22 protein-coding genes are annotated in these 23,376 nt (G+C 54.2%); 9 read left to right on the top strand and 13 right to left on the bottom strand.

All coding sequences use genetic code 11. From position 1 onward, the window contains the following. Positions 1 to 2 precede the first annotated feature (2 nt). From IEY39_RS06530 to IEY39_RS06520, 3 genes are all read right to left on the bottom strand, one after another. Entirely contained in the window at positions 3 to 1,313 is a 1,311-nt protein-coding gene (locus tag IEY39_RS06530) for a hemolysin family protein (RefSeq protein WP_188929666.1), read from the bottom strand. After that, positions 1,306 to 1,935, bottom strand: coding sequence for a phosphatase PAP2 family protein (locus IEY39_RS06525; RefSeq protein WP_188929664.1), 630 nt, complete (start codon positions 1,933 to 1,935; stop codon positions 1,306 to 1,308). Before IEY39_RS06525 ends, IEY39_RS06530 begins: the two co-directional genes overlap by 8 nt. Positions 1,936 to 2,005: 70 nt before the next feature. After that, positions 2,006 to 2,791 (bottom strand): class I SAM-dependent DNA methyltransferase, encoded by a 786-nt coding sequence (locus IEY39_RS06520; protein ID WP_188929662.1) that lies wholly within the window; start codon positions 2,789 to 2,791, stop codon positions 2,006 to 2,008. A gap of 111 nt (positions 2,792 to 2,902) precedes the next feature. On the opposite strand from IEY39_RS06520, the gene glmM reads away from it, so the two are divergent. Genes glmM through IEY39_RS06505 form a run of 3 tightly spaced genes read left to right on the top strand, consistent with a single transcriptional unit; the run spans position 2,903 to position 6,899 of the window. Then, positions 2,903 to 4,288 (top strand): phosphoglucosamine mutase, encoded by a 1,386-nt coding sequence (glmM, locus tag IEY39_RS06515; RefSeq protein WP_188929660.1) that lies wholly within the window; start codon positions 2,903 to 2,905, stop codon positions 4,286 to 4,288. Positions 4,289 to 4,296: 8 nt separating this feature from the next. After that, positions 4,297 to 5,424, top strand: a complete 1,128-nt coding sequence (locus IEY39_RS06510) for a cysteine desulfurase family protein (RefSeq protein ID WP_188929658.1) — start codon at positions 4,297 to 4,299, stop codon at positions 5,422 to 5,424. Further along, positions 5,421 to 6,899 carry a gluconokinase gene (locus IEY39_RS06505; RefSeq protein ID WP_188929656.1) on the top strand — a complete coding sequence of 493 codons (1,479 nt, stop codon included), beginning with the start codon at positions 5,421 to 5,423 and terminating at the stop codon, positions 6,897 to 6,899. Before IEY39_RS06510 ends, IEY39_RS06505 begins: the two co-directional genes overlap by 4 nt. Positions 6,900 to 7,106: 207 nt before the next feature. Here the strand turns inward: IEY39_RS06505 and IEY39_RS06500 are convergent, their stop codons facing one another. From IEY39_RS06500 to IEY39_RS06485, 4 genes are all read right to left on the bottom strand, one after another. Then, on the bottom strand, positions 7,107 to 8,087 hold the full coding sequence (locus IEY39_RS06500) for a helix-turn-helix transcriptional regulator (protein ID WP_188929654.1): 981 nt from the start codon (positions 8,085 to 8,087) through the stop codon (positions 7,107 to 7,109). Between the two features lie 258 nt (positions 8,088 to 8,345). Next, a complete protein-coding gene (locus tag IEY39_RS06495) occupies positions 8,346 to 9,275 on the bottom strand; it encodes a helix-turn-helix domain-containing protein (protein ID WP_188929652.1) in 930 nt (309 codons plus the stop codon). Positions 9,276 to 9,423: 148 nt separating this feature from the next. After that, entirely contained in the window at positions 9,424 to 12,042 is a 2,619-nt protein-coding gene (gene mutS, locus IEY39_RS06490) for a DNA mismatch repair protein MutS (RefSeq protein WP_188929650.1), read from the bottom strand. A gap of 90 nt (positions 12,043 to 12,132) precedes the next feature. After that, entirely contained in the window at positions 12,133 to 13,728 is a 1,596-nt protein-coding gene (locus IEY39_RS06485; RefSeq protein ID WP_188929647.1) for a M20/M25/M40 family metallo-hydrolase, read from the bottom strand. Between the two features lie 36 nt (positions 13,729 to 13,764). Here IEY39_RS06485 and IEY39_RS06480 point away from each other — a divergent pair, with 36 nt between their 5' ends. From IEY39_RS06480 to def, 4 genes are read left to right on the top strand one after another with little or no spacing between them, the layout of a single operon-like run. Next, positions 13,765 to 14,298 carry an RNA methyltransferase gene (locus tag IEY39_RS06480; RefSeq protein ID WP_188929645.1) on the top strand — a complete coding sequence of 178 codons (534 nt, stop codon included), beginning with the start codon at positions 13,765 to 13,767 and terminating at the stop codon, positions 14,296 to 14,298. Next, positions 14,295 to 15,170, top strand: a complete 876-nt coding sequence (locus IEY39_RS06475) for a UbiA-like polyprenyltransferase (protein ID WP_188929644.1) — start codon at positions 14,295 to 14,297, stop codon at positions 15,168 to 15,170. The genes IEY39_RS06480 and IEY39_RS06475 overlap by 4 nt, the downstream gene beginning before the upstream one ends. A 13-nt stretch (positions 15,171 to 15,183) precedes the next feature. Then, on the top strand, positions 15,184 to 15,600 hold the full coding sequence (gene ruvX / locus IEY39_RS06470) for a Holliday junction resolvase RuvX (protein WP_188929642.1): 417 nt from the start codon (positions 15,184 to 15,186) through the stop codon (positions 15,598 to 15,600). A gap of 20 nt (positions 15,601 to 15,620) precedes the next feature. After that, positions 15,621 to 16,199: a peptide deformylase gene (gene def, locus IEY39_RS06465; RefSeq protein WP_188929640.1), complete on the top strand. Its 579-nt coding sequence runs from the start codon at positions 15,621 to 15,623 to the stop codon at positions 16,197 to 16,199. On the opposite strand, the gene IEY39_RS06460 is transcribed toward def, so the two are convergent. From IEY39_RS06460 to IEY39_RS06450, 3 genes are read right to left on the bottom strand one after another with little or no spacing between them, the layout of a single operon-like run. Then, positions 16,196 to 17,281, bottom strand: coding sequence for a WD40/YVTN/BNR-like repeat-containing protein (locus IEY39_RS06460; RefSeq protein ID WP_188929637.1), 1,086 nt, complete (start codon positions 17,279 to 17,281; stop codon positions 16,196 to 16,198). The two genes, def and IEY39_RS06460, sit on opposite strands and share 4 nt — an antisense overlap. Before the next feature lie 29 nt (positions 17,282 to 17,310). Further along, a complete protein-coding gene (locus IEY39_RS06455; protein ID WP_188929635.1) occupies positions 17,311 to 17,583 on the bottom strand; it encodes a MoaD/ThiS family protein in 273 nt (90 codons plus the stop codon). Positions 17,584 to 17,605: 22 nt separating this feature from the next. Beyond that, on the bottom strand, positions 17,606 to 18,679 hold the full coding sequence (locus tag IEY39_RS06450) for an RluA family pseudouridine synthase (protein ID WP_188929633.1): 1,074 nt from the start codon (positions 18,677 to 18,679) through the stop codon (positions 17,606 to 17,608). Between the two features lie 55 nt (positions 18,680 to 18,734). On the opposite strand from IEY39_RS06450, the gene lipB reads away from it, so the two are divergent. After that, positions 18,735 to 19,454: a lipoyl(octanoyl) transferase LipB gene (gene lipB, locus IEY39_RS06445; RefSeq protein WP_188929631.1), complete on the top strand. Its 720-nt coding sequence runs from the start codon at positions 18,735 to 18,737 to the stop codon at positions 19,452 to 19,454. A 7-nt stretch (positions 19,455 to 19,461) separates the two neighbouring features. Here the strand turns inward: lipB and IEY39_RS06440 are convergent, their stop codons facing one another. Both IEY39_RS06440 and IEY39_RS06435 read right to left on the bottom strand, forming a co-directional pair. Next, positions 19,462 to 20,403: a hypothetical protein gene (locus IEY39_RS06440; RefSeq protein ID WP_188929630.1), complete on the bottom strand. Its 942-nt coding sequence runs from the start codon at positions 20,401 to 20,403 to the stop codon at positions 19,462 to 19,464. A 28-nt stretch (positions 20,404 to 20,431) separates the two neighbouring features. Then, the gene (locus IEY39_RS06435) at positions 20,432 to 21,298 is read right to left on the bottom strand and encodes a 1-aminocyclopropane-1-carboxylate deaminase/D-cysteine desulfhydrase (RefSeq protein WP_229688798.1); all 867 of its coding nucleotides are present in this window, start codon (positions 21,296 to 21,298) and stop codon (positions 20,432 to 20,434) included. Between the two features lie 43 nt (positions 21,299 to 21,341). Here IEY39_RS06435 and IEY39_RS06430 point away from each other — a divergent pair, with 43 nt between their 5' ends. Then, the gene (locus IEY39_RS06430; protein ID WP_188929628.1) at positions 21,342 to 22,241 is read left to right on the top strand and encodes a sugar phosphate nucleotidyltransferase; all 900 of its coding nucleotides are present in this window, start codon (positions 21,342 to 21,344) and stop codon (positions 22,239 to 22,241) included. Between the two features lie 34 nt (positions 22,242 to 22,275). Here IEY39_RS06430 and IEY39_RS06425 read toward each other — a convergent pair whose 3' ends face one another. Further along, positions 22,276 to 23,376, bottom strand: coding sequence for a S1C family serine protease (locus tag IEY39_RS06425; protein WP_188929625.1), 1,101 nt, complete (start codon positions 23,374 to 23,376; stop codon positions 22,276 to 22,278).

Here is a 23,376-nt window from a genome sequence, read left to right as displayed (position 1 = left end):
GGTTATCCTTCTTCCTCTTCTTTTAGTTCTTTTTTCATGTCTTCCGACAGCGTGACGAGGACCTTGTCGATGCGTTGGGCGTCCATATCGATGATCTCGAAGGTGAAGCCCCGCCATTCGAGTTTTTCTCCGGTGCTTGGGATGCGTTCGAGTTCGCTAAGGATAAAGCCTGCCAGGGTATCGAAATCGTTATCGCTATCGGTGAGCCAGTCCCCCTTGTAGAACCGGGCGAGGAAATCGTAGAAAGGGATCTGGGCGTCTACCAGGAAGCTGCCGTCAGCCCGCTCTTTTATCTCGTAATCCGGGACATCGGGCTGGGCGATCTCGCCGATGATGGCTTCGAGGATATCATTTAGCGTAATGAGGCCCAGGAGGCTGCCATATTCGTCGACAATGAAGCAGCAGTGTATCTTGGATTGCTTGAACTGCTCGAGCACCATATAGGCGGTATTGTTCTCCGGTACGAAGAGGGCCGGGGTCATGATATCCTTGAAGGGGATATTGTCATCGGTGACATAGAGGTCTTTGATAGATACTACGCCTTTGATGTTGTCGATCTCCCCGTCGCAGATGGGATAGACGGAATGGGGTTCGCGGATGATCTTTTCCTTGATGGTCTCTTCGTTCTCGTTGAGGTCGAACCAGATGATGTCGCTGCGATGCGTCATCAGGGAGGTGATATTGCGGTCGCCGAGGTGGAACACCCGTTCGATGATCTCCTGTTCGGCTTCTTCGATCGTGCCTTGTTCGGTACCTTCGTTGATGAGGACTTTTATCTCATCTTCGGTGACGGCGCTGTCTTCCGAGGGCTTGATCTGGAAGAAGTCGAAGAAAAGGTTACTCGTATTGTTGAGCAGCCATACGATGGGATGAGTGATAAGGGAGAGGGTCCTGACGGGTCTGGCGACGAGGCGGGCGATCTGTTCTGCCCGCAGCAGGCCGATGCGTTTGGGGATCAGTTCGCCGAAGGTGATGGACAGCAGGGTGACGCAGACCAGGATGACGCCGGTGGAGATGTTGGCGGCATAGGGCCGGAGAAAGGGTATCCTTTCCAGGTAGGGTTGCAGATCGGCCTTGAATTTCTCGCCGGAATAAAAACCGGTGATGATGGCGACAAGGGTGATGCCTATCTGGGCGGTGGAAAGGAATAGTTCGGGTTTTTCCGCGAGCTTGAGGGCCGCACGGGCTTTTTCGTCGCCGTCATCGGCCAGGTTCTCGAGGCGCGTCTTCCGGGCTGATACCAGGGCGATCTCCGCCATAACGAATAACCCGTTGAGAAAGATCAGGAACAATAAGATGATCAACTCAAGCATGGGATGGATTGTGGGATGGTAAATGCAGGGTACCGGCCTGATAGCGGAATACGCGGGCGGTCTGCCAGCCGATGAGCGAACCCAGCAAAGCGCCGCAGGTTACGTCCAGCGGGTAGTGGACACCGACATAGACCTGGGCGTAGGAAATGAGGAAGGCCCAGACGAACAGGAGCCGCCACCAGGGGCTTGTATGTTTTAGCGTTCTATAGATGAAAAAAGCCATTGCAAAGTGGTTACAGGCATGGGATGAGGTGAAGCTGGAGCCGATGGGGCAGTAATTGGCGATGAAACGCATCGAATCCGCCCAGGCCGGGTTGTTGCAGGGACGAAGGCGAAACACGTGCTCCTTGATGAGATGGCTGCTGATCAGATCGCTGATGATGACGGTCATTGCCAGATAGAGGGTCCAGATCCAGCCTTTTTTGCGAAAATTGAGGGTAGCAAATACCAACAGGAAAAGATAAAAAGGATACCATAATTCCTGCTCCCGCATAAAGAGAAGAACCGTATCCAGAAAGGGACTGGTCCAGACCTGGTTGATACGGGAAAAGAGCCAGTAGTCACCCTGTAAAATCGCGTGTAAAATACCCGGATGATGAGGGCCCGCGTCAAGTAAAGTCATGGTATAAAGATAGTTCAGCTCGGCGCCAATTTTTTCCAAATATACCAAAAATGGGGTGTTTTGATGCAGATTATTGGGGGGCTTTAGACGCTACGACGATGAGGCGCGGGGAGTGCTGCCGGTCGAACGGTTTCAGGTCGTAGTTGCCATAGAATTGGCGGATATGCAGGCCGTTAGGATGAAAGAGCGTTTCAAAGTCTTCCGGCGTCAGGACGGCCACCCGCTCGGTATATTCCAGCGGCTGGGGTAATTTGTCTTCGCTGATGACGATCTTCTTATAAAAATGTTTTCCGTCGCACCACCGTGTGATGGTGTAGGTGACCCCGTCGATGATCTTTTGTTCGTGGGGGATGAGGCATTTTTCCGTGTACTCCGCATTGAGATAATCCAGTACGAAGACGCCATTGGGCTGTAAGGCGATGCTGACCGCACGGACGGCATTGTTATTTTCCCGGGCTGTTTCGAAGTAACCGAAGCTGGTGAAGAAGTTGAAGGCATACTGGAAGCAGTTGGTGCAAAGCAGCTGACGCATGTCGTGGACATAGAAATGAAGATGGTCGTTCTCGAACTGACGGGCGTAGGCGATGCTTCCGGGGGCCAGGTCGATACCAGTGACGTCGTAGCCATGTGCGGCCAGTACGCGGGCATGCCGGCCTCTTCCGCAGGCCACGTCGAGCATCTGCGAGCCGGGAGGCGGCTGTAGCAACTGCAGCAGGCGGATGATGAAAACTGCAGCTTCTGCTTTATCCCGTTGGAAATAAAGTTTGTGGTAATAAGGAGAGTCGAACCATTCCCGGAACCAGTCACGGGGTACGGACCTGTTGACCGGGGAGCTGTCTGCCGAAACTAATGACATGGGGTATTGCTTTTGAGTAAATTGGGGTGTTGATTTTGAGTAAAATTAGGGCAAAACCCTTTCGGCGGATGTTGCAGGAAACCTTATTTTTGTACTCTAATCTATAGAGCTGTGGCATTGATCAAAAGCATCTCCGGTATAAGGGGGACAATAGGGGGAAAGCCGGGGGAAAACCTTTCTCCACTGGATGTTGTTAAGTTTACCGCTGCTTTTGGCAGTAGCATCCTGCAGAACAATAAGGGTAAGAAGGTGGTGATCGGCCGGGACGGCCGGGTCAGCGGGCAGATGGTCAGCGGCCTGGTGGTCAACACGTTGCTGGGACTTGGACTGGATGTGCTCGACCTTGGCCTCTCTACGACGCCAACGGTGGAGCTTGCCGTGCCGGGTGAAAAGGCAGCGGGTGGTATTATTCTGACGGCCAGCCACAATCCGCAGGAATGGAATGCCCTGAAATTGCTGAACAGTGATGGTGAATTTATCAGCGCCGAGGAAGGGCGTGCCGTGCTGGAGAAAGCGGAGAAGGAAGATTTTGTCTTTGCCACTGTCGACCGGCTTGGAACCTATACCCAGACGGACGCCTGGTTACAAAAGCACATCGACGCCATCATTAAATATCCGCTGGTCGATGTTGCCGCCATCCGGCAGAAGAAGTATAAGATAGTTGTCGACACCATCAATTCCACCGGCAGCCTGTTCATCCCGCCCTTGCTCAAGGCGCTTGGGGTGGTTGAGGTGATCCTGATAAACGAGGAAATAAGCGGCAGGTTTGCCCACAACCCGGAGCCGCTGCCGGAGAACCTGGCTGGGCTGAGCGCCAAGGTCCAGAAGTCGAAGGCTGATCTTGGGATTGCCACTGACCCGGATGTCGACCGGCTTTGTTTTGTCAATGAGGACGGAAGTATGTTCGGGGAGGAATATACCCTTGTTGCGGTGGCCGATTATGTGCTGAGCAAACGCCCTGGTAATACCGTCAGCAACATGAGCAGCACGAAGGCGTTGAAAGAGATAACGCTTAGCCGTGGCGGTGAGTATTATCCTTCGGCGGTGGGTGAGGTGAATGTGGTCAATACCATGAAGGCTATCAACGCCGTCATCGGGGGAGAAGGTAATGGCGGGATCATTGTACCCGACCTGCATTATGGTCGCGATGCGCTGATCGGCATCGGGCTTTTTCTCAGCGCCCTGGCCCATTCGAAGAGCGGTATCAAGTCTTTCCGGACTAAATATCCGGATTATTTTATCTCCAAGAACAAGATCGAGCTTCGGACGGGTATCGATGTGCCGGCCGTGCTGGAGAAGATCAGGAAAAAATACAAGAATCATCCTGTTAATACGGACGACGGGCTGAAGATAGAATTCGATAATGACTGGGTACATCTCCGGTCGTCCAATACCGAGCCCATCATCCGCATCTATGCGGAAAGCAGTTTTGAAACGACGGCCAATAATATCGCACTCCGGCTTATGCAGGATATCAAGGAGTTTAGTGCCCCCTAAATATAGCTATGCAAAGAATTTATTTTGACAATGCCGCTACCACCTCTCTCGACCCGCAGGTGTTGGAAGCGATGATGCCCTATCTCACGGAAAAGTTTGGCAACCCTTCTTCCATTTATTCTTATGGCCGCGAGTCCCGGCTGGCGATAGAGACGGCACGAAAATCCGTGGCAAAGATCCTCAACGCCCATCCGGCGGAGATCTTCTTTACTTCCTGCGGCACGGAGAGCTCGAATACGGCTATCTCGGCAGCCGTACATGACCTTGGCTGTACGCATATCATCACCTCCCCCCTGGAGCATCATGCTACCCTGCATACCGTCGAGCATCTGCACAAACGCGGCGATGCGTCCCTCAGCTATGTCAATCTATTGCCCAACGGGCATATCGACCTGGAAGACCTGGAGCATCAGTTAGCCAACACGGCCGACAAGACACTGGTGACGTTGATGCATGCCAATAACGAGATCGGTAACCTGCTCGACATGCATGGGGTGGGTGAGCTGTGCAAATTGTATGGCGCCATCTTTCATTCGGACACGGTGCAGACGGTTGGCCATTTCCCCTTCGATCTCCGCAACACTCCCGTGCATTTCATTACGGGCTCAGCGCACAAGTTTCATGGCCCTAAGGGTGTAGGGTTGTTGTATATTAACGAGAACGTACGGATCAGCCCGTATATTCATGGTGGATCGCAGGAGCGGAATATGCGGGCCGGAACGGAAAACTTGTATGGAGTAGTTGGTTTTGCCAAGGCGCTGGAGCTGGCGACCGCGGGCTTCGAGGCGGACAGCGCCTATATAAAAGGGTTGAAGATATACATGATGGAGCAGTTGAAGAAAAACCTGAAAGGCATTGCTTTCAATGGAGATCCGCTGGGCAGGAGTTTGTATACTGTGTTGAGTGTTTCTTTCCCCAAGACGGAGAAGTCCGAGATGCTGCTGTTCAATCTTGACATCCATCATATCTGCGCATCCGGTGGCAGTGCCTGCACCAGCGGGGCTGAGCAGGGGTCGCATGTCATCCGGGCGATAAATCACAATCCCAACCAGGTGACGGTGCGGTTCTCGTTTTGCAAGCATAATACCCGGGAAGAGGTGGATGCGGTGGTCGGCCGGCTGAAGGAACTAATATGAAGTCTATTGTTATCGGAATCGATATTGGTACCACTAATACCAAGGCTGTGGCTTTTGCTTCCACCGGAGAGGTGCTGGCGAGCGCCGGTGCGTCCTACCCGGTGTATACGGATGCCGGGGGGCGGCATGAACTGGATCCTGACCAACTGCTGGGGGCGGTGACGGCTGTATTAAAGGAAGTATATGGAAAGGTGGGGAAGGCGGTCGCCGGCATCAGTTTCAGCTGCGCCATGCACAGCCTTATCGCTGTTGACCGGGATGGGCGGTCGCTGACGAGGGCTATTACCTGGGCCGATACGCGGAGCGAGCGATATGCCAGGGATTTGAAGGGCAGCGAGGCAGGAAGCCGGATATATGCCGTCACGGGGACTCCCATTCACGCCATGTCCCCACTTTGTAAACTGTTGTGGATGAAGGCAGAGCAGCCTGAGATCTTTGGCCGGGCGGCGCGATTTATTTCCATCAAAGAATATATCTGGTGGCACCTCTTTGGCGAATACCGGGTGGATCATTCCCTTGCTTCGGCGACGGGGTTATTTGACATCCGGCGTCGCGTGTGGAATGCCGAGTCGCTAGAGTTGGCGGGTATCGATGCAGACCGGTTGTCCGAACCGGTGGCCGGTACGTATTGGGAAGCGGGGTTGTGCCACGGCTGGGAGTCGCTGGGGTTGCCGGCTGATCTTCCGTTTGTTATTGGCGGCAGTGACGGCTGTCTTGCCAATCTTGGGAGCGGGGCAGTGCATCCGGGCGATACGGCCCTGACCATCGGCACCAGCGGGGCGATCAGGATGACGACCCCCGAACCGGAGCCGGACCCGCAGGAACGGATATTTAGCTATATCCTTAGCGAGGACCACTATGTTTGCGGCGGGGCCACCAACAATGGCGGTAATGTCCTGCAATGGTATGCCCGGCAGGTGCTGGGGCGGAATGACGCCGATGCCAGCGAATTCGGGAGGCTGGTGGCGGAGGCGGAGGCTATTGCGCCGGGGGCGGATGGGCTGGTCTTTCTTCCCTACCTGCTTGGTGAGCGGGCGCCTGTCTGGGATGCCAATGCCAGGGGGGTGTTCTTTGGGCTCCGGAGTATCCATGGCGAGCGGCATTTCTTGCGGGCGGTGCTGGAAGGCGTCAGCTTCTCGCTGCGCCAGATCGGGGCTTCGTTGGAGGAGACCATTGGGGATGTCCGGCATATCTATGCCAGCGGCGGGTTTACGCACAGTACCTTATGGCTTCAGATGATAGCCGATATTTTTCAGAAAAAGGTATCTGTTACGGCGTCGGCGGATGCATCGGCCATCGGGGCGGCCCAGATGGGGTTTTATGCGTTGGGGATCATCCCGGCGCTTGGTGACGCAACGGGTTCGCTGGTGAAGGTGGTGTCGACCTATGAGCCCGATGGGGGACGGGGGCAGGTGTACCAGAAGAATTATGCTGTTTATACGGAACTGTACCGCCGGTTGAAGGATTTGATGTAAGAAAAACGGCGATCCCCCAATTAGACGGATCGCCGGTTGCTACGCATGCCTGAATGACTGAAAATTTAGCAGGATAATTGGACCAAAAACGGGCTTGATATTAATTGTAAATATAACATTTACAAAAACGTTTTAATACCTCTATACGCCAGGAATATGCCTCCTAAAGGACAATGAGTAGTCGTATCGGACGGCCTGATAGCTGTGTCAGCGGCCTTTTACGAGGTCTCTGGGTAGGATGCCAAACTCTTTACGGAAGGCTTTAGCAAAGTGGCTGAGGTTGCTGAAGCCAATTTCGCTGCCGGCCTGTTTGATGCTGCACTGGCCGGTGATGAGCAGGTCTTTGGCTCTTTGTAAGCGGCTCTTGTTGTAGTAGTCGTAAAGGGTATGTCCGTATACTTGTTTAAAAAGATTCTTCAACTTACTGGTGCTCATAAATACTTCCTGTGCGAGGGATTCCAGCGAGGGGAAGCCTTCGAGGCGGCTGCTGAGGATATGTTCGACGTGTTGCATGCTTTCCAGATCGTTCTTCTTGACCGTACGGGGAAGCGCTGCCTGTTCCTGGCGGAGGAAGGAGTGGAGGAATTTTTCTATCAGGTGGATGATGCCTGACAGGCGCCGGATGGGCATCAGCGGATCGTTCTCTTTGAGCTCGAATATTTCCTTGAGCATGGTGCGATGGGAGAGATTGATGAAGAGCGGGTGGTCGCTGATGCTGTTCTCCCGGGCGAATACGGAAAGTTTGGTAAAGATATCCTGGGGCAGATATTGCATGGCCAGTTCGTGCGAACAGAAGATGAGCAGTCTCCTGACCGTGCTGCCGGTGGTCATGCGGACAAAGGCGCTGTCGCGGGCATCGGTGAGGAAGATGTCGTTACGGAAGGGGCGTTTGTCGCTGATGATCTGTTGCCGATGGCCTACCAGGAGTTCTTTTTGAACTTCCACCATGTTGAAAGAGATGACAAAACCGGTGGCGCCGGATTCGCGGTGGAGTTCGAGATCGCTGTCCAATTTGAAGTTCATGACAGCATAAGAAAGGTGCGGATTAATGTTTTGGGCATGAATGGTACCCGAGCCCAGATGAGCGGGGATGGAGAGCGAGCGATTGGTGACCGTCGAATTGAGCCGGGCAGCAAGACCCTCCAGCCATTTTTCAAAATTTTCCAGTTGGAAAGAGTACATTACCATATTCACCTGTTTTAACACTATTAACTACTTCACTAATGATTGGCCTCGCGGCCGACGGACCTGTGGTCCGCTTTCACTTCTCAATGGCAATTTAGTCGCGCGGTGAGGGCAGGGGGATCGATTGGCCGAACAAGGGCGCAAAGTTACTACAAAAAACGTACGGCACAGGCTGGAAAGTCTCTTTTGATAGCTGTAAAGGCTATTTAACAAAACTTTCAAGAGTATTTATAAGATGGTACTTAGCGATCGGTAAGAAACTTACTTATTCTTAAGAACTTCTTTGGGCAACATGCCGAATTCTTTCTTGAAAGCTTTTGCAAAGTTACTAAGATTGGAGAAGCCGATGTTGATACCGACCTGTTTTACGGAGTAGTCGCCGGTCTTTAGCATTTCTTTGGCTTGTTCGAGGCGGTTGCGGTTGTAGAACTCATACAGCTTCATGCCGTAGATCTGTTTGAAACGTGTTTTGAGCTTGGTGGAGCTCATCATCGCTGTTTTGGAGAGTGTTTCGATGGAGGGGAATTTGTTGAGTTGGGAGTCACTGAGCAATTGAACGATGGTCTTCAATGCGTCGAGGTCTTTTTCCTTGCCTTTTGCCCAGCCTTTTCCAATGGGTAGTGAGAAAGGGGCTTTTGTGAGGAAGGCGTTGAGAAATTTCTCGGCCAGCAGCAGGATGCGGTTGTGGAGGATGAGATGGGAGAGCACGGAGCTGCCATCGACGGCGAAGATGTCTTCGATAAGCGACCGGTATTCGTAGGGAGCGGATTCTTTTGTGGTGGGAGTGGGGTTGTTCTCCGTGTACTGGAAGAGATCGGCGAGGATGTCTTTGCGGAGGTGTTGCCGGAGGAATTCGGCGGGAAAGAAAATGCCGATGCGTCTGACGAGCGTTTCCCGTCCAAAGGTGGTTTCCTGCTCGCGTGTGGTGGAAGAGAGGAAGGGAGCAGGGTTGAAGAAGAGGCATAGTCCCCTGGGCGAGGATTCGCGATTGAAGAATACGAGATCATCCTTCAGGCTGAAATTCATCACGACATAGGAGAAGCCGCTGGGCAGGCTGGCTGCGCGGATGATGCCTTCGCCCATGGCAGAGGGGAATTCCATTGTGCCGCCTTTTATCGGCAGGTTGAGCAGGGTGCTGAGATCGGTGAGCCAGTGGCGGAAATCATGCAGTTGATACGCAAATCTGATCATAGCTAACGTAAAATAGCCAACGAAAAGACCTCTTCCGTTTTCAAGGACGTATAGCAATCGGGCGGGGATAAAATGTCGGTTTGTGCGGACGGATAGGGTCGCAGTGCGCGAGGGCCGGATGAGGGGCGATGATGAGGGCGGCGGGACTCTATTGGAGAGCCGATTTTATTTCTTGTAGTTTGAGCAGGGCTTCCACGGGGGTAAGGCGGTTGATGTCGGTATCTTCCAGCAATTGGCGGATGCGATGGAAGGTTTCGGTATGTGCGTCGAAGATGGAGAGCTGCAGCTTTGGGGCGCTTACCTTTTTTAATGCCTCTTCGGTGGGGGCGCCTACGGGTTTGACTTCGAGTTGCCTGAGAATCTCTTCTGCCCTTTGGAGCAGGGAGGGCGGCATGCCGGCCATCTTTGCGACGTGGATGCCGAAGCTGTGTGTGCTGCCGCCGGGCGCCAGCTTTCTGAGGAAGACTACCTTGTTGCCCACTTCCTTGTTGGTGATATGATAGTTGCGGATGCGGGGCATTTTGAATTCCAGTTCGTTGAGCTCGTGGTAGTGTGTGGCGAACAGCGTCTTTGGCGCGAAGGGGGAGTTGTGTAAATATTCGGCGATGCTCCAGGCGATGGAAATGCCGTCATAGGTGCTTGTTCCCCGGCCGATCTCATCGAGCAGAATAAGGCTGGCTGGCGTGATATTGTTGATGATGCTGGCGGTTTCGTTCATTTCCACCATAAAGGTCGATTCGCCGCCGCTGAGGTTGTCGGAGGCGCCGACGCGGGTAAATATCTTGTCGGTGAGCGGGATCTGGGCGGCGTCGCAGGGGACGAAGCTGCCCATGTGCGCCATCAGGGTGATAAGGGCGGTTTGTCGCAGCAGGGCGCTCTTACCGCTCATGTTGGGGCCGGTGAGAATGATGATCTGCTGGGTTGCGGGGTCGAGGAGCAGGTCGTTGGGGATGTAGGCTTCGCCGACCGGCAGTTGGCGTTCGATGACAGGATGGCGGCTTGCGGTGAGGTGCAGATCGCGGCCTTCGTGCAGCTGTGGTTTCTTATAGTTATAGTGGAGCGCGTTGGCGGCGAAGCAAAGCAGGCAATCGAACTCGGCCAGGAGGTGACCGTTGGCCTGCATCGGCGCGATGGATTCCTGGAGGGCTCCAAGCAATTGCTCGTAGAGTTCTGCTTCTAGCGCCAGGATCTTTTCTTCGGCGCCCGTGATCGTCTCTTCGTATTCTTTTAGTTCGGGAGTGATATAGCGTTCGGCGTTGGCCAGTGTCTGCTTGCGCATCCAGTCCGCGGGAACGCGGTTCTTGTGGGTATTGGTGACTTCGAGATAGTAGCCGAATACGTTGTTGAAGCCGATCTTTAGCGAGGAGATGCCCGAGCGTTCGGCCTCTTTCTGTTGTAGTTGGACGAGATATTCCTTGCCGCCGGTGGCGATGCTGCGGAGCCGATCGAGTTCTGCGCTGACCCCGGCGCGGATGGTGTCGCCTTTTGTCGCGGCGGCGGGAGGATTGTCGGCGATGGTGGCCAGGATGCGTTCGCGTACCTGCGGGCAGGGGTCGAGCTGCGCTGCGGCGGTGCGGAGCCAGCCTTCGGGGAAGGCTTCCGCCGTGTCTTTTATCTTCTTGACATGTTCGAGGCCTCGCGCCAATTGAAGGACCTCGCGGGGGCCGATCTTGCGGGTGGGGATCTTGCTGACGAGCCGTTCGATATCGCCGCATTGGTGGATATGTTGGGCGAGGGCGCTGCGCAGGTCGGGAGTCTTGATGAAGAATTCTACGGAGTCGAGCCGTTGGTGAATACGTTGGGCGTCTTTCAGCGGCATGAGCAGCCACCGCTTCAGCAGGCGCGCTCCCATTGGAGATACCGTATTGTCGAGCACTTTCAGCAGGCTTTGGCCCTGTTCACCGCCTGTGGGGCCCAGCAGTTCAAGATTGCGGATGGTGAACTTATCCATCCAGAGATAGTCTTCGCGGTCGATGCGCTGGATGGAGGAAAGATGTTGCAGGTGTGGATGCTCCGTGTCCTTCAGATAGTAAAGGACGGCGCCCGCGGCGATGATACCGGCGGTCATTTCTTCGACCCCGAATCCTTTCAGGGAATGGGTCTGGAAATGTTTCAGGAGCGTTTCGGTGGCGAACCCGGCTTCGAAGAGCCAGCTTTCCATCGTGTACGTGTAGAACTTGCTGCCGAACACTTCCTTGAAATGTTTCTGGAAGCTGCGCTGGAAGATGACCTCAGCCGGGCGAAGGGTCTGCAGGAGCTTGTCGGCATATTCCGTATTGCCTTCCGCCAGGAAGAATTCGCCCGTGGAGATGTCCAGGAAGGAGAGGCCGAGCGCTGCGTTGGTGGCGGGCCAGTCTTCGGGGAAATAGATGCCGGCGAGAAAGTTGTTGCTGTTGCCTTCCAGGAGTTTGTCATGGGTGGCGACGCCTGGTGTTACCATTTCGGTGACCCCTCTTTTTACGATGCCCTTTGCCGATTTGGGGTCTTCCAGCTGATCGCAGACGGCGACCCGGTGGCCTGCTTTTACTAATTTATGCAGATAGGTGTCCAGTGAATGGTGCGGGAAACCTGCGAGTTCGGAAGAGGCTGCGGCGCCGTTGTTGCGTTTTGTCAGGGTGATACCCAGCACCTTTGAGGCGACGATTGCGTCTTCGCCAAAGGTCTCGTAGAAATCTCCCACGCGGAACAAGAGAATGGCATCGGGATATCGTTGTTTGATAGCCCGGTGTTGTTGCATGAGAGGAGTATCGGTACCAGCTTTTGCCATGGGTGGGGGACAAATGTAAGAAAGCCCCGACAAATGGGTTGCCGGGGCTGCTGTGTGGGGATAAGTTGTTGATTCGGACTTCGGTTATTTTTAGAAGCCGCGGCCGGCGGGACGGGGTGCGGGTAATTGTTTCCGCGGTAGCTTCTCGTCGCGCTGGGCGGTGTTGTAGACAAAGGCGGCGACGATGGTGGCTATCTGCTTGAGATCGTCTTCACGCAGGTGTTCGTAGGAATCCATGTTGGTATGGTGGGTGCGGGTGCTGTATTCGATCTCATCCTGGATGAACTGGAAGCCGGGCAGGCCTACGGCGTCGAAGGACAGGTGGTCGGTGCCGCCGGTGTTGCTGATGGTGACTGTCGTGGCGCCAAGATCATGGAAGGGTTGCAGCCATTGGGTGAAGATAGACCGGCAGGCTTCGTTGCCTTGCAGGTAGATGCCGCGCACCTTACCTGTACCGTTATCGATGTTGAAATAGGCGTCGAACGTTGCGTGTGCGGGTAGCAGTTGCATGACAGCCGGGTCGGCAAAGGTCTTTTTTACATAGCCCCGGCTTCCGAGGAGGCCTTCTTCTTCACCGCTCCACAATGCGATGCGGATCGTGCGGCGGGGTTGGATGCCGAGGGTCTTCAGGATGCGGACGACCTCCATCATCACGGTGCAGCCGGCGGCGTTGTCGGTGGCGCCGGTGGCGCTATGCCAGGAGTCGAGGTGGCCGCCGAGCATGACGACTTCGTCCTTTAATTTTTTGTCGGTGCCTTTTATTTCGGCAATGACGTTGTATCCCTTTGTGTCGTCGGTATAGAATTTTGTCTTTACATCGGCGTCGAGGGTAACAGGGATGCCAGCTTTCAGCAGCCGTTGGATGGTAGTATAGTCTTCGAGCGGGATGACCATATCGAGGAAATTGGCGGGTGAGGTCGCCTGGTAGGGTCCGCCGCCCTGTACGAAGAGGGTCCCGTCATGACCGCGAGGGGACTGGCTGAGGATGGCAATGGCGCCTTCTTTCAGGGCTTCGGCGCGGAGCGTGTTGAGGAAGGCCATGGGCCCCCGGTTGAAGGCGGCGCGGCGGCGGCGTAATTCGGCGGTGTCGACGGGTTTCATCTCGACTTTTGACATCGAGTCCAGCTGTTCGTCGGTATAGCGGGTGGCGTCGGGTTTAAAGCTCTGCTGATAGACTTCATCGATAGCAGGGATGAGAATCCTGCCGGTGAGCTGGCCTTTGTATTTTTCGAGGCCGGCGGAGTCGGTTGCGCTGATGAGCAGGACGGAGGCGGATTTAGGTCCGTTAGTGCCCTCGCACCAGGCCTTTGGGTAGGCGATAAGCGGCTTATAATATGGGGCAGTCATGGCCAGATAGGACTTTTGGAGTTCCCATCCCTTGCCGAATTCACCCCAGGGGTCGAGGGTGGCGCCGGTGAGGCCCCAATCGGTGAGCTGTTGTCTGGCCCAGTTGGCGGCCCTGTTGAAGCCGGGGGAGGCGGTGAGGCGGTTGCCGCTGGCGTCCGTCAGATGGAAGGCGATATCCATGACGTGGGAGCGGGTGAGGCCTTCGAGGCGGATCTTCCGGATGGCAGCCGTGTCCAGTTTCTCATCCTGGGAAAAAGCGGTGGCTCGCGGAAGCAGCAGTCCGGCGAGAATGAGGACGGCTGACCAGGCCGCCGGCCGGAAGCGGGTTTGTTTTCTCATGAGCGGTTTTTACTTAAAGGTAAATTACCTTTGCGCATGCGCAAATTGGGGATGGATGAGCTGAACCGCAAATCGGTGAATGAATTCAGGGAGTCGGAGAAGACGCCGGTGGTAGTCGTGCTGGATAATATCCGGAGCATGCACAATGTGGGTAGTGTATTCCGGACGGCGGACGCCTTTCTCATCCAGGCGATCTATCTTTGCGGCTATACCCCGCAGCCGCCGCACCGGGATATCCATAAGACGGCGCTTGGGGCGACGGAGACGGTGGAGTGGAAGTATTTTGCTTCGGCTCCTGAGGCGGTTCGTGCGCTTCGATCGGCAGGGTTTAGGGTATATGCTGTCGAGCAGGCGGAGGGGAGTGTGGCGTTGCAGGAGTTCGCAGGACGAGGTATCGGGCCACTTGCCGTTGTGTTTGGAAATGAGGTGAGTGGAGTGGGGGAAGAGGTTTTGGCGCTTTGTGATGGAGGGATCGAGATACCACAGTGGGGGATGAAGCATTCGTTGAATATATCTATAGCGGCGGGAATTGTATTATGGGAATTGGTTCGAACTAAAAAGCGTATATGAGTAAAGTAAAGAATTATTTGAGTTTGATCAGGTTTTCGCATACCATTTTTGCGATGCCGTTTGCGATGATCGGGTTTGCGTTGGGCGCCTTCGGCACCCAGGCGAGGCATCAACCGTTGTGGGTGACTTTTTTGTTGGTGTTGGGATGTATGGTTTTTGCGCGCAGTGCGGCGATGGCGTTCAACCGCTGGCTGGATGTGGAGTTCGATGCGCGGAATCCGCGTACGGCTATCCGTGAGATACCCAAAGGAATTATTTCGAAGAGCAGCGCGCTGCGGTTTGTTATTTTTAATTGCCTGGCCTTTATTGTTTGTACCTGGTTCATCAATCCGCTGTGTTTTGGGTTGTCTTTTGTGGCGCTGGCGGTGGTGCTGGGGTATAGTTATACCAAACGGTTCACGCCGTTGTGCCACCTGGTGCTGGGGGTGGGGCTATCGCTGGCACCGATCGGGGCTTATCTGGCGGTGACCGGCCGGTTTGCGGTGTTGCCGATACTTTTTTCCTTTACGGTGATCTTCTGGGTCAGCGGTTTCGATATTATCTATGCGTTGCAGGATGAGGAGTTCGACCGGAGCCAGCAGCTGTATTCCATGCCTTCGTGGCTGGGGAAGGTGAAGGCGTTGCGGGTGTCTGAGCTGCTGCATGTGCTGAGTACGGCCTGTGTCGTTGCCGCGGGTTGGTATGGGGGATTTGGGCTGTGGTATTGGGCCGGGGTGGCTGTATTTATGGGGATGCTTGTGTATCAGCATCTTCTGGTGAAGCCTAATGATCTTAGCCGGGTGAATCTTGCCTTTATGACGGCCAATGGGATTGCGAGTGTTGTTTTTGCCGTGTTTGTTATCACGGACCTAGTCGTGCGGACAACTTTTTGAAAATCAACGGTATATGGCACGGATCATGGCGATAGATTATGGGCTCAAGCGGACGGGGATAGCGGTGACCGATCCGTTGCAGATAATTGCTACCGGGCTTACGACGGTGGAGTCGCCAAAGCTGATTGCTTTTTTGAAGGAGTATATGAAAACGGAGGCGGTGGAGCTGATATTGATAGGGGAGCCGAAGAACTGGGATGACAGCGATACGCATGCTACGCCGCTGGTGAGGGAGGTGATGGTGCGGTTGCAGAAAGAATTTCCGGCGATTCCGTTGAAGCCGGTGGACGAGCGTTTTACGTCCAAGCTGGCGTCCCGGGCGATGGTGGAGATGGGGATGAAGAAGAAACAACGGCAGAACAAGGCATTGGTTGATGAGATTGCGGCTACGATCATGCTCCAGGAATACCTGGGCAGATCGGGGCAATAAAAATAAAAGCAAAGTATAGTATGATTTTACCTATTGTGGCATATGGAACGCCAATCCTCCGGGTAGTGAGCAAGGATATCACGCCTGATTATCCGAATCTGGAACAACTGATCGCGGATATGTGGGAGACGATGTATTCGAGCAACGGAGTAGGGTTGGCGGCTCCGCAGGTGAACCGGGACATCCGGCTTTTTGTGGTGGATTCACAGCAGATCTTTATTAATCTCGAGGAAGATGAGAAGGACAAGTATCCCGATGGCCCGGGGATCAAGCAGGTGTTTATCAATGCGCATATTACGGCGCTTAATGGGGAAGAATGGGCTTATAATGAAGGCTGTCTGAGCATTCCAAAGATCAGGGAGGATATCTTTCGCAGTGAAGAGGTGACGATCGAATATGTAGATGAGAATTTTGAGCCGCATGTCTCGACCTTCAACGGCATTTCGGCGAGGATCATCTTGCATGAATATGACCATATCGAAGGGAAGCTGTTTATCGATTATCTTAAGCCGCTGAAACGCAAGTTGCTTAAGAGCAAGCTGGACGACATTACCCGGGGTAAGGTGAATGTAGATTATAAAATGAGTTTTCCGCGTTAGTCCGTGAACTGTACGGAATAGATCATCGGCAGGTAGTTGTTTAGCGTTTGCCAGCTTTCTCCTCTGTCGGGTGAAAAGAACAGATTACCGGTGGTGGTGCCGAAAGCCACCGCGTCGCCGGAGCTGACCAGCGCGTGGCGATAGACGATATCAAAACAATTCTCCTGTGGCAATCCTTTTCTGAAGTCTTTCCAGGTTTTTCCTCCATCGTCGGTTCGGCAAATACAAAGCGCGCCTTTGACAGCTGTGCGGTTTACATCGGCGTTGGCCGGTGCGACCCAGGCCTGTGCGGGGTCATCCTCAGCGACGGCGATGGCGAATCCGAAGCGTGCGGGGCCTTCGCTCTGGCTTACGTCCTGCCAGTTTTTCGCTCCGTCGGTCGACCGGAAGATGCCGCAGTGGTTCTGTTGCCAGAGTGTATCGGGATTTGATGGCGCGGCGACGAGAATATGCGGATCATGTCCTACTTCCGAGGCGGGGTCGGGGAGAAAGTCGGCGCGCAGGCCTTTGTTGCGGGTCTCCCAGTTGCGGCCGCCATCGGCGGTTTCGAATACACCGGCGCAGCTGATGCCGATGTAGAGGTGATCTTCATCCCGTGGATCGAGGACTATCGAGTGAATGCCCGGGAGGTCGCGTCCGCCGCCTGTCCATAGCGTTTTTCGCGTGGGGTGTTTCCACAATGACTCTACTAACCGGAAGCTGTCGCCGCCGTCTTCGCTGAGGAACAATCCGCCGGGATCGGTGCCGAGCCACAGCTTGGAAAGATAATGGCGGCCGCCGTGCGCCATCGACCAGATGTAGCGGGTAGTGGCGGGCATACCATCTCTTACTTCTTCGCCTTCGGGATAGGCGGGGGCGGTAACTTCCTCCCAGGTGGCGCCCCTGTCCGGTGACCGATGCAGTTTTACGCCCCAGTGTCCGTGGTCGAGGCAGGCCCACCACATTCCGTTGCGGGGGTCGGCATAGGCAATGGAGACGGGTTCTCCCTCGAAGGAGAGGTTTTCCACCGTCCAGCGGTGGTCTGTCGCTCGATAGGCGATCAGCCCTTTGCGGGTGCCCAACAGGATCGTCGATGAGTTCATATACAATCGTTTTTATGATCTATTATGATCTATCCTCCGGACAAGGCCTGCATAATATAAATCTCGCTGTTCTCGCTGAACGGATCGCTGAGTCGTACACGGTCGTTGATCATCGTGCCGTCTATGAAGATATTGACGTGTTTGCGCAGGTTACCCTGTTCGTCGAGTATGTAGCTTTTTACCCCGGGATAGTTTGCATCCATTTCCCGGAGAATATCTGCAAGCGTGCTTCCCCTGGCGGGGGTGTCCTTTATGCCAGGGAAATGCCGTTTTAAAGCATAGGTGAATTTTACCGTTGGCATTCGAACCAATTTTGATGAGGCGTTACCTGCGCAGTCCGTTGTTGGTGGTGTAGGCGCGCCATTTCGCAATAACCTCTTTCATATCGTCGGCCAGTTCGCTTTCGAAAAGCATTTCTTTTCCTGTGCCCGGGTGGATAAAGCCGATGGTCTTTGCGTGCAGGGCATGCCGTGGGCAGATGGCGAAGCAATTGTCGACGAATTGGCGATACTTGCTGAAAACGGTGCCCTTTACGATCTTGTCGCCGCCGTAAGTGTCATCATTAAAGAGCGGGTGGCCGATGTGCTGCATGTGTACCCTGATCTGATGGGTACGCCCGGTCTCGAGTACGCATTGGATAAGGGTGACGTAGCCAAAGCGCTCCAAAACTTTGTAGTGGGTGATGGCTTCTTTTCCGTGATCGCCGTCGGGGTAAGCGTCGAAGAGTTTGCGGAAACGCAGGTGGCGGCCGACATGAGCCACGATGGTACCGGAATCCTCTACGAGATCGCCCCATACCAGTGCCATATATTGCCGGTGCACCGTATGGTCGAAGAATTGTTTTGCCAGGCTGCGAACGGCCTTTTCGGTCTTGGCCAACACCATCAGCCCGCTGGTGTTCTTGTCGATGCGGTGCACCAGGCCGAAACGGGGCAGATTTTGTTCGTTGATGGCGCTGTTCTTTTGGGTGAGATACCAGGCGACGCCGTTGATCAGGGTGCCGGAGTAGTTGCCGCTGGCGGGATGGACGACGATACCAGGGGGTTTGTTGATGATCATCACGTCTTCGTCCTCGTACTGGATGTTAAGGGGCAGCTCTTCGGGGATGATCTCTTCCCCAGGGGCTTCCTTATCCGAATAGAGGATGATCTCGTCGAGGGGCCGGATCTTATAGTTGGGGGAGACCTGTTTGTTGTTGACCAGGACCATTCCGGCTTCGAGGGCTTTCTGGATCTTGTTGCGGGAGGCGTGTTCGATGCGCTGTACCAGGAATTTGTCGATGCGCAGCGGTTCCTGTCCTTTATCTACTTTGAGATTCAGGCGTTCGTACAACTCTTCCGAGCCGTCGACGGATGGACTTTCGTCCAGCTCTCTATCGTTGTCCTGTCCTTGGTGCATGGTAGCCATTTGGGCAAAGGTACTAAATCGGCTCGTTTGCGTAACTTTGCGGGCCATGGAAAGAGTCATCTTTGAAGATCTGGGCAGGATGGGTTATCAGGAAGCCTGGGATTACCAGGAGGCTTTGCTCAGGGAGAATGTCCGGGTGAAGACGGAGACCAGGCAGAACGGGGATGGGGCGGGAGGGACCGTTCACCGGTTGTTGTTTGTGGAGCATCCGCCCGTGTACACCCTTGGCAAGAGCGGGCACATGGAAAATGTCCTGCTTAACGATGCTACCATGACCGAGAAGGGGGTAGAATTTTTCCGCACCAATCGTGGCGGTGATATCACTTTTCATGGCCCTGGCCAATTGGTCGGCTACCCGATACTCGACCTGGAGAAGTTTCGTACCGATCTGGGCTGGTACCTTCGAAGTCTCGAGGAGGTGGGCATCCGGGTGTTGGCCGAATATGGAATCCCGGGTGATCGTTCTCCGGGGGAGACCGGGATCTGGATCGAGCCGGGGATCAAAGGGCGGGAGAGGAAGATCTGCGCCATGGGGGTACGTTGCAGCCGCTGGATCACGATGCATGGTTTTGCGTTGAATATTAATACCGATCTGTCCTGGTTTGGGAATATCATCCCCTGTGGTATCCCGGACAAGCAGGTGACATCGCTGGAACGGGAGCTCGGGCGGACTGTCGATGTGGAGGAAGTAAAGGCCCGTTGGAAGAGCCGGTTTGAAGAAGTGTTTGGTGCGGTGCTGTATGAGCCGGCCGCGGAGGGGTGCTGATGCGGGGCTAGAATTCTCTAGGGATAAAGAATTTGTTCTTTTCTTTCAGCTGATCGCCATCATACAATTCAAAGTGGAACCACCCCGAGTGGTGGAAATTTGTTTTGTCGAGGGTGAGGGAGGGGTCTTTGATCTCCGACAATTCGAAAAGCAGCTTATCGTTCTCATCAAAGAATTTCACGGCATAATGTTTCCGTGGCGCTTCGGGGAGCTTCACCTCGATGTTGCCATATTTTCCTGTAAATATATAAGGCGAAGGTTTGTATACTTCTTTGGCGATAAAGGGTTTTATGAGGAGGGTGTCGCCATTAATGAAGACCAGGGTATCTTTAGTACGTCGCAGCACGGAATCCCTGAAGGCCTGTATCCGCGTGCTGGACAGCTGGCCGATGATCTCATCTCCTTTACGGACATATATAGTATTAGACAAGGCTAATGCCGGGAGGGTGTGGATAGTGGATGGCGTTTTGATGCGCGATCGTTCTTTGTCGGACGCCGGAGAGAGGACGAGCATCCGGGCATCGGCGGCTCGAGCGATGGATTCATCCGTGTCGTCGTCTTGTTTTTCTTTTTGTGTTTCTTTCTGTGCGATGACGGGTTCTTCGGACTGGGAATGCGGCCGTCTGGATGGAGTGAAAAGATATTTACCGTTGTCGAGGACGATGAAGAGGCGATAATAAAAATTGGGGTGTGGCGCTTTGTTGTCGGTGGCGCCATTTTCCGGAAGCCGGGGATCCGGAACGGTGATCAGCGTATTAAAATTTCTGAGGCTATCTGCCGAGCGTTGGATACTGATCTGGGAAACGACGGGATATTTATTATGCCAGCTGATGAGGATCTTACCTGGACCACGGACGGTGACGGAGAATCGGGGGAGGGTATCCTGCGCCCTGAGGACAAGGGAAAAAACGAAGCAGATGAACAACAGGGATCCCGCGGTTTTGTACATAGGTTGTGTGAAGGTACAAATTCCGGGCCTAAAAATCCAATTTTCGGGGTGGGAGCGAACGGTTGCCTTGCAGTCCGCCGCTGTGGATGATCAATAAACGGGAATGGGCATGGAAGAGATGTTGGCGGATGCTTTCCCGGATGGCATAGAATAATTTGCCGGTATAAACGATATCGGTGGGGATGCCGGTATCGCGATGGAAGTCATTCATAAAGTCGAGGAGGATCTGTGGGTGCCGGCCGTAGCCGCCAAAGTGATATTGAGGTAGGAACAGTGTGCGGGGACCCGACAACGACGAGGTGTCGAAACCTTTGAGGACAGGGACGCCGATGATCGTCTGCTGCGGGGTCGAAGCGCGGTGGAGGCCAAGGAAAGTAGTGCCTGTGCCGATGGCGCAGCAGATGTGGGTGTAGGCGGTGGTGTCGGCGAGTTGGAGGATGTCCTGGCTGCCGGTGATGCCTGGGATGCCGCCACCGCCTTCCGGGATGATATAAGCGCCGGGATAGCGGTGTGTCAGCTGTTGCAGAAAAGTGGGGTTTTCTTTTTGGCCGTATTGTTCGCGGGAGACGAATTCCAGTTGCATGCCATAGGCGGCAGCGTCCGTCAATGTAGCGGAAGGGGATGAAGGTTGTTCACCGCGGATGATGCCGATGGCGGGGAAGCCGGCTTGTTTTGCGGCATAGGCGGTTGCGACAAGATGATTCGACCATGCGCCGCCAAAGGTGAGAATGGGCCGGCCGGGGGAAGCGAGGGCGAGATGTTTTTGCAGCTTGAACCATTTGTTCCCTGATACGATGGGGTGTAGTTGATCCAGCCGCATGACATCCACATGGATTTGCGAAGCAGTGAATGCCGGAAGCTGCAATCGTTGTATCAGGGATGCTTGATGATTCACTGTAATGTTTTATTTTCGTGTCATAAATATAAAAATACTAGTAATGCAACCAACCCTTTTGATCTTAGCTGCCGGTATGGCTTCCCGATATGGGAGTATGAAACAAATTCAGGGCTTTGGCCCCAGTGGAGAGACAATAATGGATTATTCCATATATGATGCCATCCGTGCGGGGTTTACAAAGGTAGTGTTCATTATCCGGAAGGATTTTGCGGAGGATTTCAAGAATATTTTCGAGCCGAAATTGAAGGGGAAGGTCGCGATAGACTATGTCTACCAGGATCTGCATTCTTTTACGGGTGATTTTCCGGTGCCGGCCGATCGGTCGAAGCCCTGGGGTACGGCCCATGCCGTATTGTGTGCGAGAGACGCGATAAAGGAGCCTTTTGCGGTGATCAATGCGGATGATTTTTATGGCCGTGATTCGTTTGAAAAGGCTTATGCCTTTCTGACGGGACCTGTGAGCCCCAATGTATATTGTATCATCGGGTATGAATTGGCCAAGACGCTGTCCGATAATGGGACGGTGAGCCGTGGGGTTTGCCAGGTGGATGCAGCTGGCAACCTGGTGTCGATTGCTGAGCGGACGAAGATCTATGAGAAAGACGGAAAGATCACATATGAGGAAGGCGATAAAAAATTTGAGGTACCTTATGATTCGAAGGTTTCTATGAATTTCTGGGCTTTCGATCCTTCGGTTTTTGCGTATACGGAGAAAATATTCAAGGAGTTTTTAGCGGAGCAGGGGTCGAATCCGAAAGCGGAGTTTTTTATTCCGATCATTGGGGACAAATTCATCAAGGAAGGGAAGGGGAGTATAAAGGTGATCCCCACCGGTGCGAAATGGTTTGGAGTGACGTATAAGGAGGATGCGCCGGAGGTGCAGGCGAGTTTAAATGCGTTGATCGCGAAGGGGGAGTATCCTTCGAATTTGTGGAAATAAAAATGTAAAAGGCCCACGGTAGTGGGCCTTTTACTTAGTTAGATTTGACGATGAAGATGTAGTCGCGGATGCGTTTGATCTGTTGTTTGCGATCCATTCCTTTAAGGGAGGAATTGACCGGGATCTTCAGGGTGCTGAGGGTGGTATCCGTCTTTTGCAGGGTGCTATCGGCTTTCATGGCGTCGAGGGCGTTGAAGATGTTCTTCGAACGGACGGCGAAGACCATGCCCTGGGCGTTTTGCTGGCTGGAGGTGACGACTCCGATTACTTCCCCGTCGTTGTTGAGAACGGGTGTACCACTATTACCGGGGTTGGCGGCGATGGTGAGCTGGAAGGCGGTGGTGTCGCCCTGGTAGCCCGTTTCGGCGCTGCAATATCCTTTGCCATAAACGATATCGGGCCGGGGGTAGCCAAGGGTAAAGACATCTTCACCGAGATCGGCGCTCGCCTTGCTGATACCGTAGGGCAGGCCGTTGAAGGCATGATAGGAGGTGTCCTCTATCTTTAGCAGGGCCAGATCGGCCTGGTGGTCGAGCTGGATGATGCGGGCCTGGTAGGCGCCGAGGGTGTTTTGTACTTCGACGATAGTGGCATTCTTTACGACGTGTGCGTTGGTGAGCAGGTAGCCCTTACCATCTATGAGAAAACCGGTGCCCCCGCGGGTGAAGGTAGTGGTCGCGGCCACGGCGTTGTCCAGTTTGGTGTCTACCGTTTTCAGTTTTCGCGCCTGATCGTTGAGCTGGCGGCTTAACTGGTCGATACTCGACTGGCTGACCTTTGGTGTAACGAGGGAGATGAGCCCGCTGATAAAGAGGGCGGTGATGCCGGCGATGGAGGCGGCAACGAAGACGGTGCGCTTGTATTTCTTCCAGAGCATCACCACTTTGGCGCTGGCGGGAGGCGGGTCGATATGGCCTTCACGGGACAGTTGCTGGTGTACCTCGTTGAGTTGTGTTTTCAGCTGGCGGGTCTCGCCGTATTGGGTGAGCTGGTTCAGAAACGCAGCGTGTTCGACCACCAGCGCATCGACTTCCGGGTTTGTTTGCCGGATATGTTCGAAGAACTGTTTTTCTTCGGGGAGCATTTCACCCCGGAGGTAACGTTCGACGGCATCTAATAGGGCAGCATCTTGCAT

The sequence above is a fragment of the Puia dinghuensis genome, from assembly GCF_014642875.1.
Classification (GTDB): Bacteria; Bacteroidota; Bacteroidia; order Chitinophagales; family Chitinophagaceae; genus Puia; species Puia dinghuensis.
Note: the sequence above shows the minus strand (reverse complement) of the source record. Positions and strands in the feature narration are given on the sequence as shown.

Excerpts from the sequence above, each read along its gene's own strand:
- IEY39_RS06530 (WP_188929666.1), bottom strand. The coding sequence starts at position 1,313 with ATGCTTGAGTTGATCATCTTATTGTTCCTGATCTTTCTCAACGGGTTA.
- IEY39_RS06525 (WP_188929664.1), bottom strand. The coding sequence starts at position 1,935 with ATGACTTTACTTGACGCGGGCCCTCATCATCCGGGTATTTTACACGCG.
- IEY39_RS06520 (WP_188929662.1), bottom strand. The coding sequence starts at position 2,791 with ATGTCATTAGTTTCGGCAGACAGCTCCCCGGTCAACAGGTCCGTACCC.
- IEY39_RS06510 (WP_188929658.1), top strand. The coding sequence starts at position 4,297 with ATGCAAAGAATTTATTTTGACAATGCCGCTACCACCTCTCTCGACCCG.
- IEY39_RS06505 (WP_188929656.1), top strand. The coding sequence starts at position 5,421 with ATGAAGTCTATTGTTATCGGAATCGATATTGGTACCACTAATACCAAG.
- IEY39_RS06500 (WP_188929654.1), bottom strand. The coding sequence starts at position 8,087 with ATGGTAATGTACTCTTTCCAACTGGAAAATTTTGAAAAATGGCTGGAG.
- IEY39_RS06495 (WP_188929652.1), bottom strand. The coding sequence starts at position 9,275 with ATGATCAGATTTGCGTATCAACTGCATGATTTCCGCCACTGGCTCACC.
- mutS (WP_188929650.1), bottom strand. The coding sequence starts at position 12,042 with ATGGCAAAAGCTGGTACCGATACTCCTCTCATGCAACAACACCGGGCT.
- IEY39_RS06485 (WP_188929647.1), bottom strand. The coding sequence starts at position 13,728 with ATGAGAAAACAAACCCGCTTCCGGCCGGCGGCCTGGTCAGCCGTCCTC.
- IEY39_RS06480 (WP_188929645.1), top strand. The coding sequence starts at position 13,765 with ATGCGCAAATTGGGGATGGATGAGCTGAACCGCAAATCGGTGAATGAA.
- IEY39_RS06475 (WP_188929644.1), top strand. The coding sequence starts at position 14,295 with ATGAGTAAAGTAAAGAATTATTTGAGTTTGATCAGGTTTTCGCATACC.
- ruvX (WP_188929642.1), top strand. The coding sequence starts at position 15,184 with ATGGCACGGATCATGGCGATAGATTATGGGCTCAAGCGGACGGGGATA.
- def (WP_188929640.1), top strand. The coding sequence starts at position 15,621 with ATGATTTTACCTATTGTGGCATATGGAACGCCAATCCTCCGGGTAGTG.
- IEY39_RS06460 (WP_188929637.1), bottom strand. The coding sequence starts at position 17,281 with ATGAACTCATCGACGATCCTGTTGGGCACCCGCAAAGGGCTGATCGCC.
- IEY39_RS06455 (WP_188929635.1), bottom strand. The coding sequence starts at position 17,583 with ATGCCAACGGTAAAATTCACCTATGCTTTAAAACGGCATTTCCCTGGC.
- IEY39_RS06450 (WP_188929633.1), bottom strand. The coding sequence starts at position 18,679 with ATGCACCAAGGACAGGACAACGATAGAGAGCTGGACGAAAGTCCATCC.
- lipB (WP_188929631.1), top strand. The coding sequence starts at position 18,735 with ATGGAAAGAGTCATCTTTGAAGATCTGGGCAGGATGGGTTATCAGGAA.
- IEY39_RS06440 (WP_188929630.1), bottom strand. The coding sequence starts at position 20,403 with ATGTACAAAACCGCGGGATCCCTGTTGTTCATCTGCTTCGTTTTTTCC.
- IEY39_RS06430 (WP_188929628.1), top strand. The coding sequence starts at position 21,342 with ATGCAACCAACCCTTTTGATCTTAGCTGCCGGTATGGCTTCCCGATAT.
- IEY39_RS06425 (WP_188929625.1), bottom strand. The coding sequence starts at position 23,376 with ATGCAAGATGCTGCCCTATTAGATGCCGTCGAACGTTACCTCCGGGGT.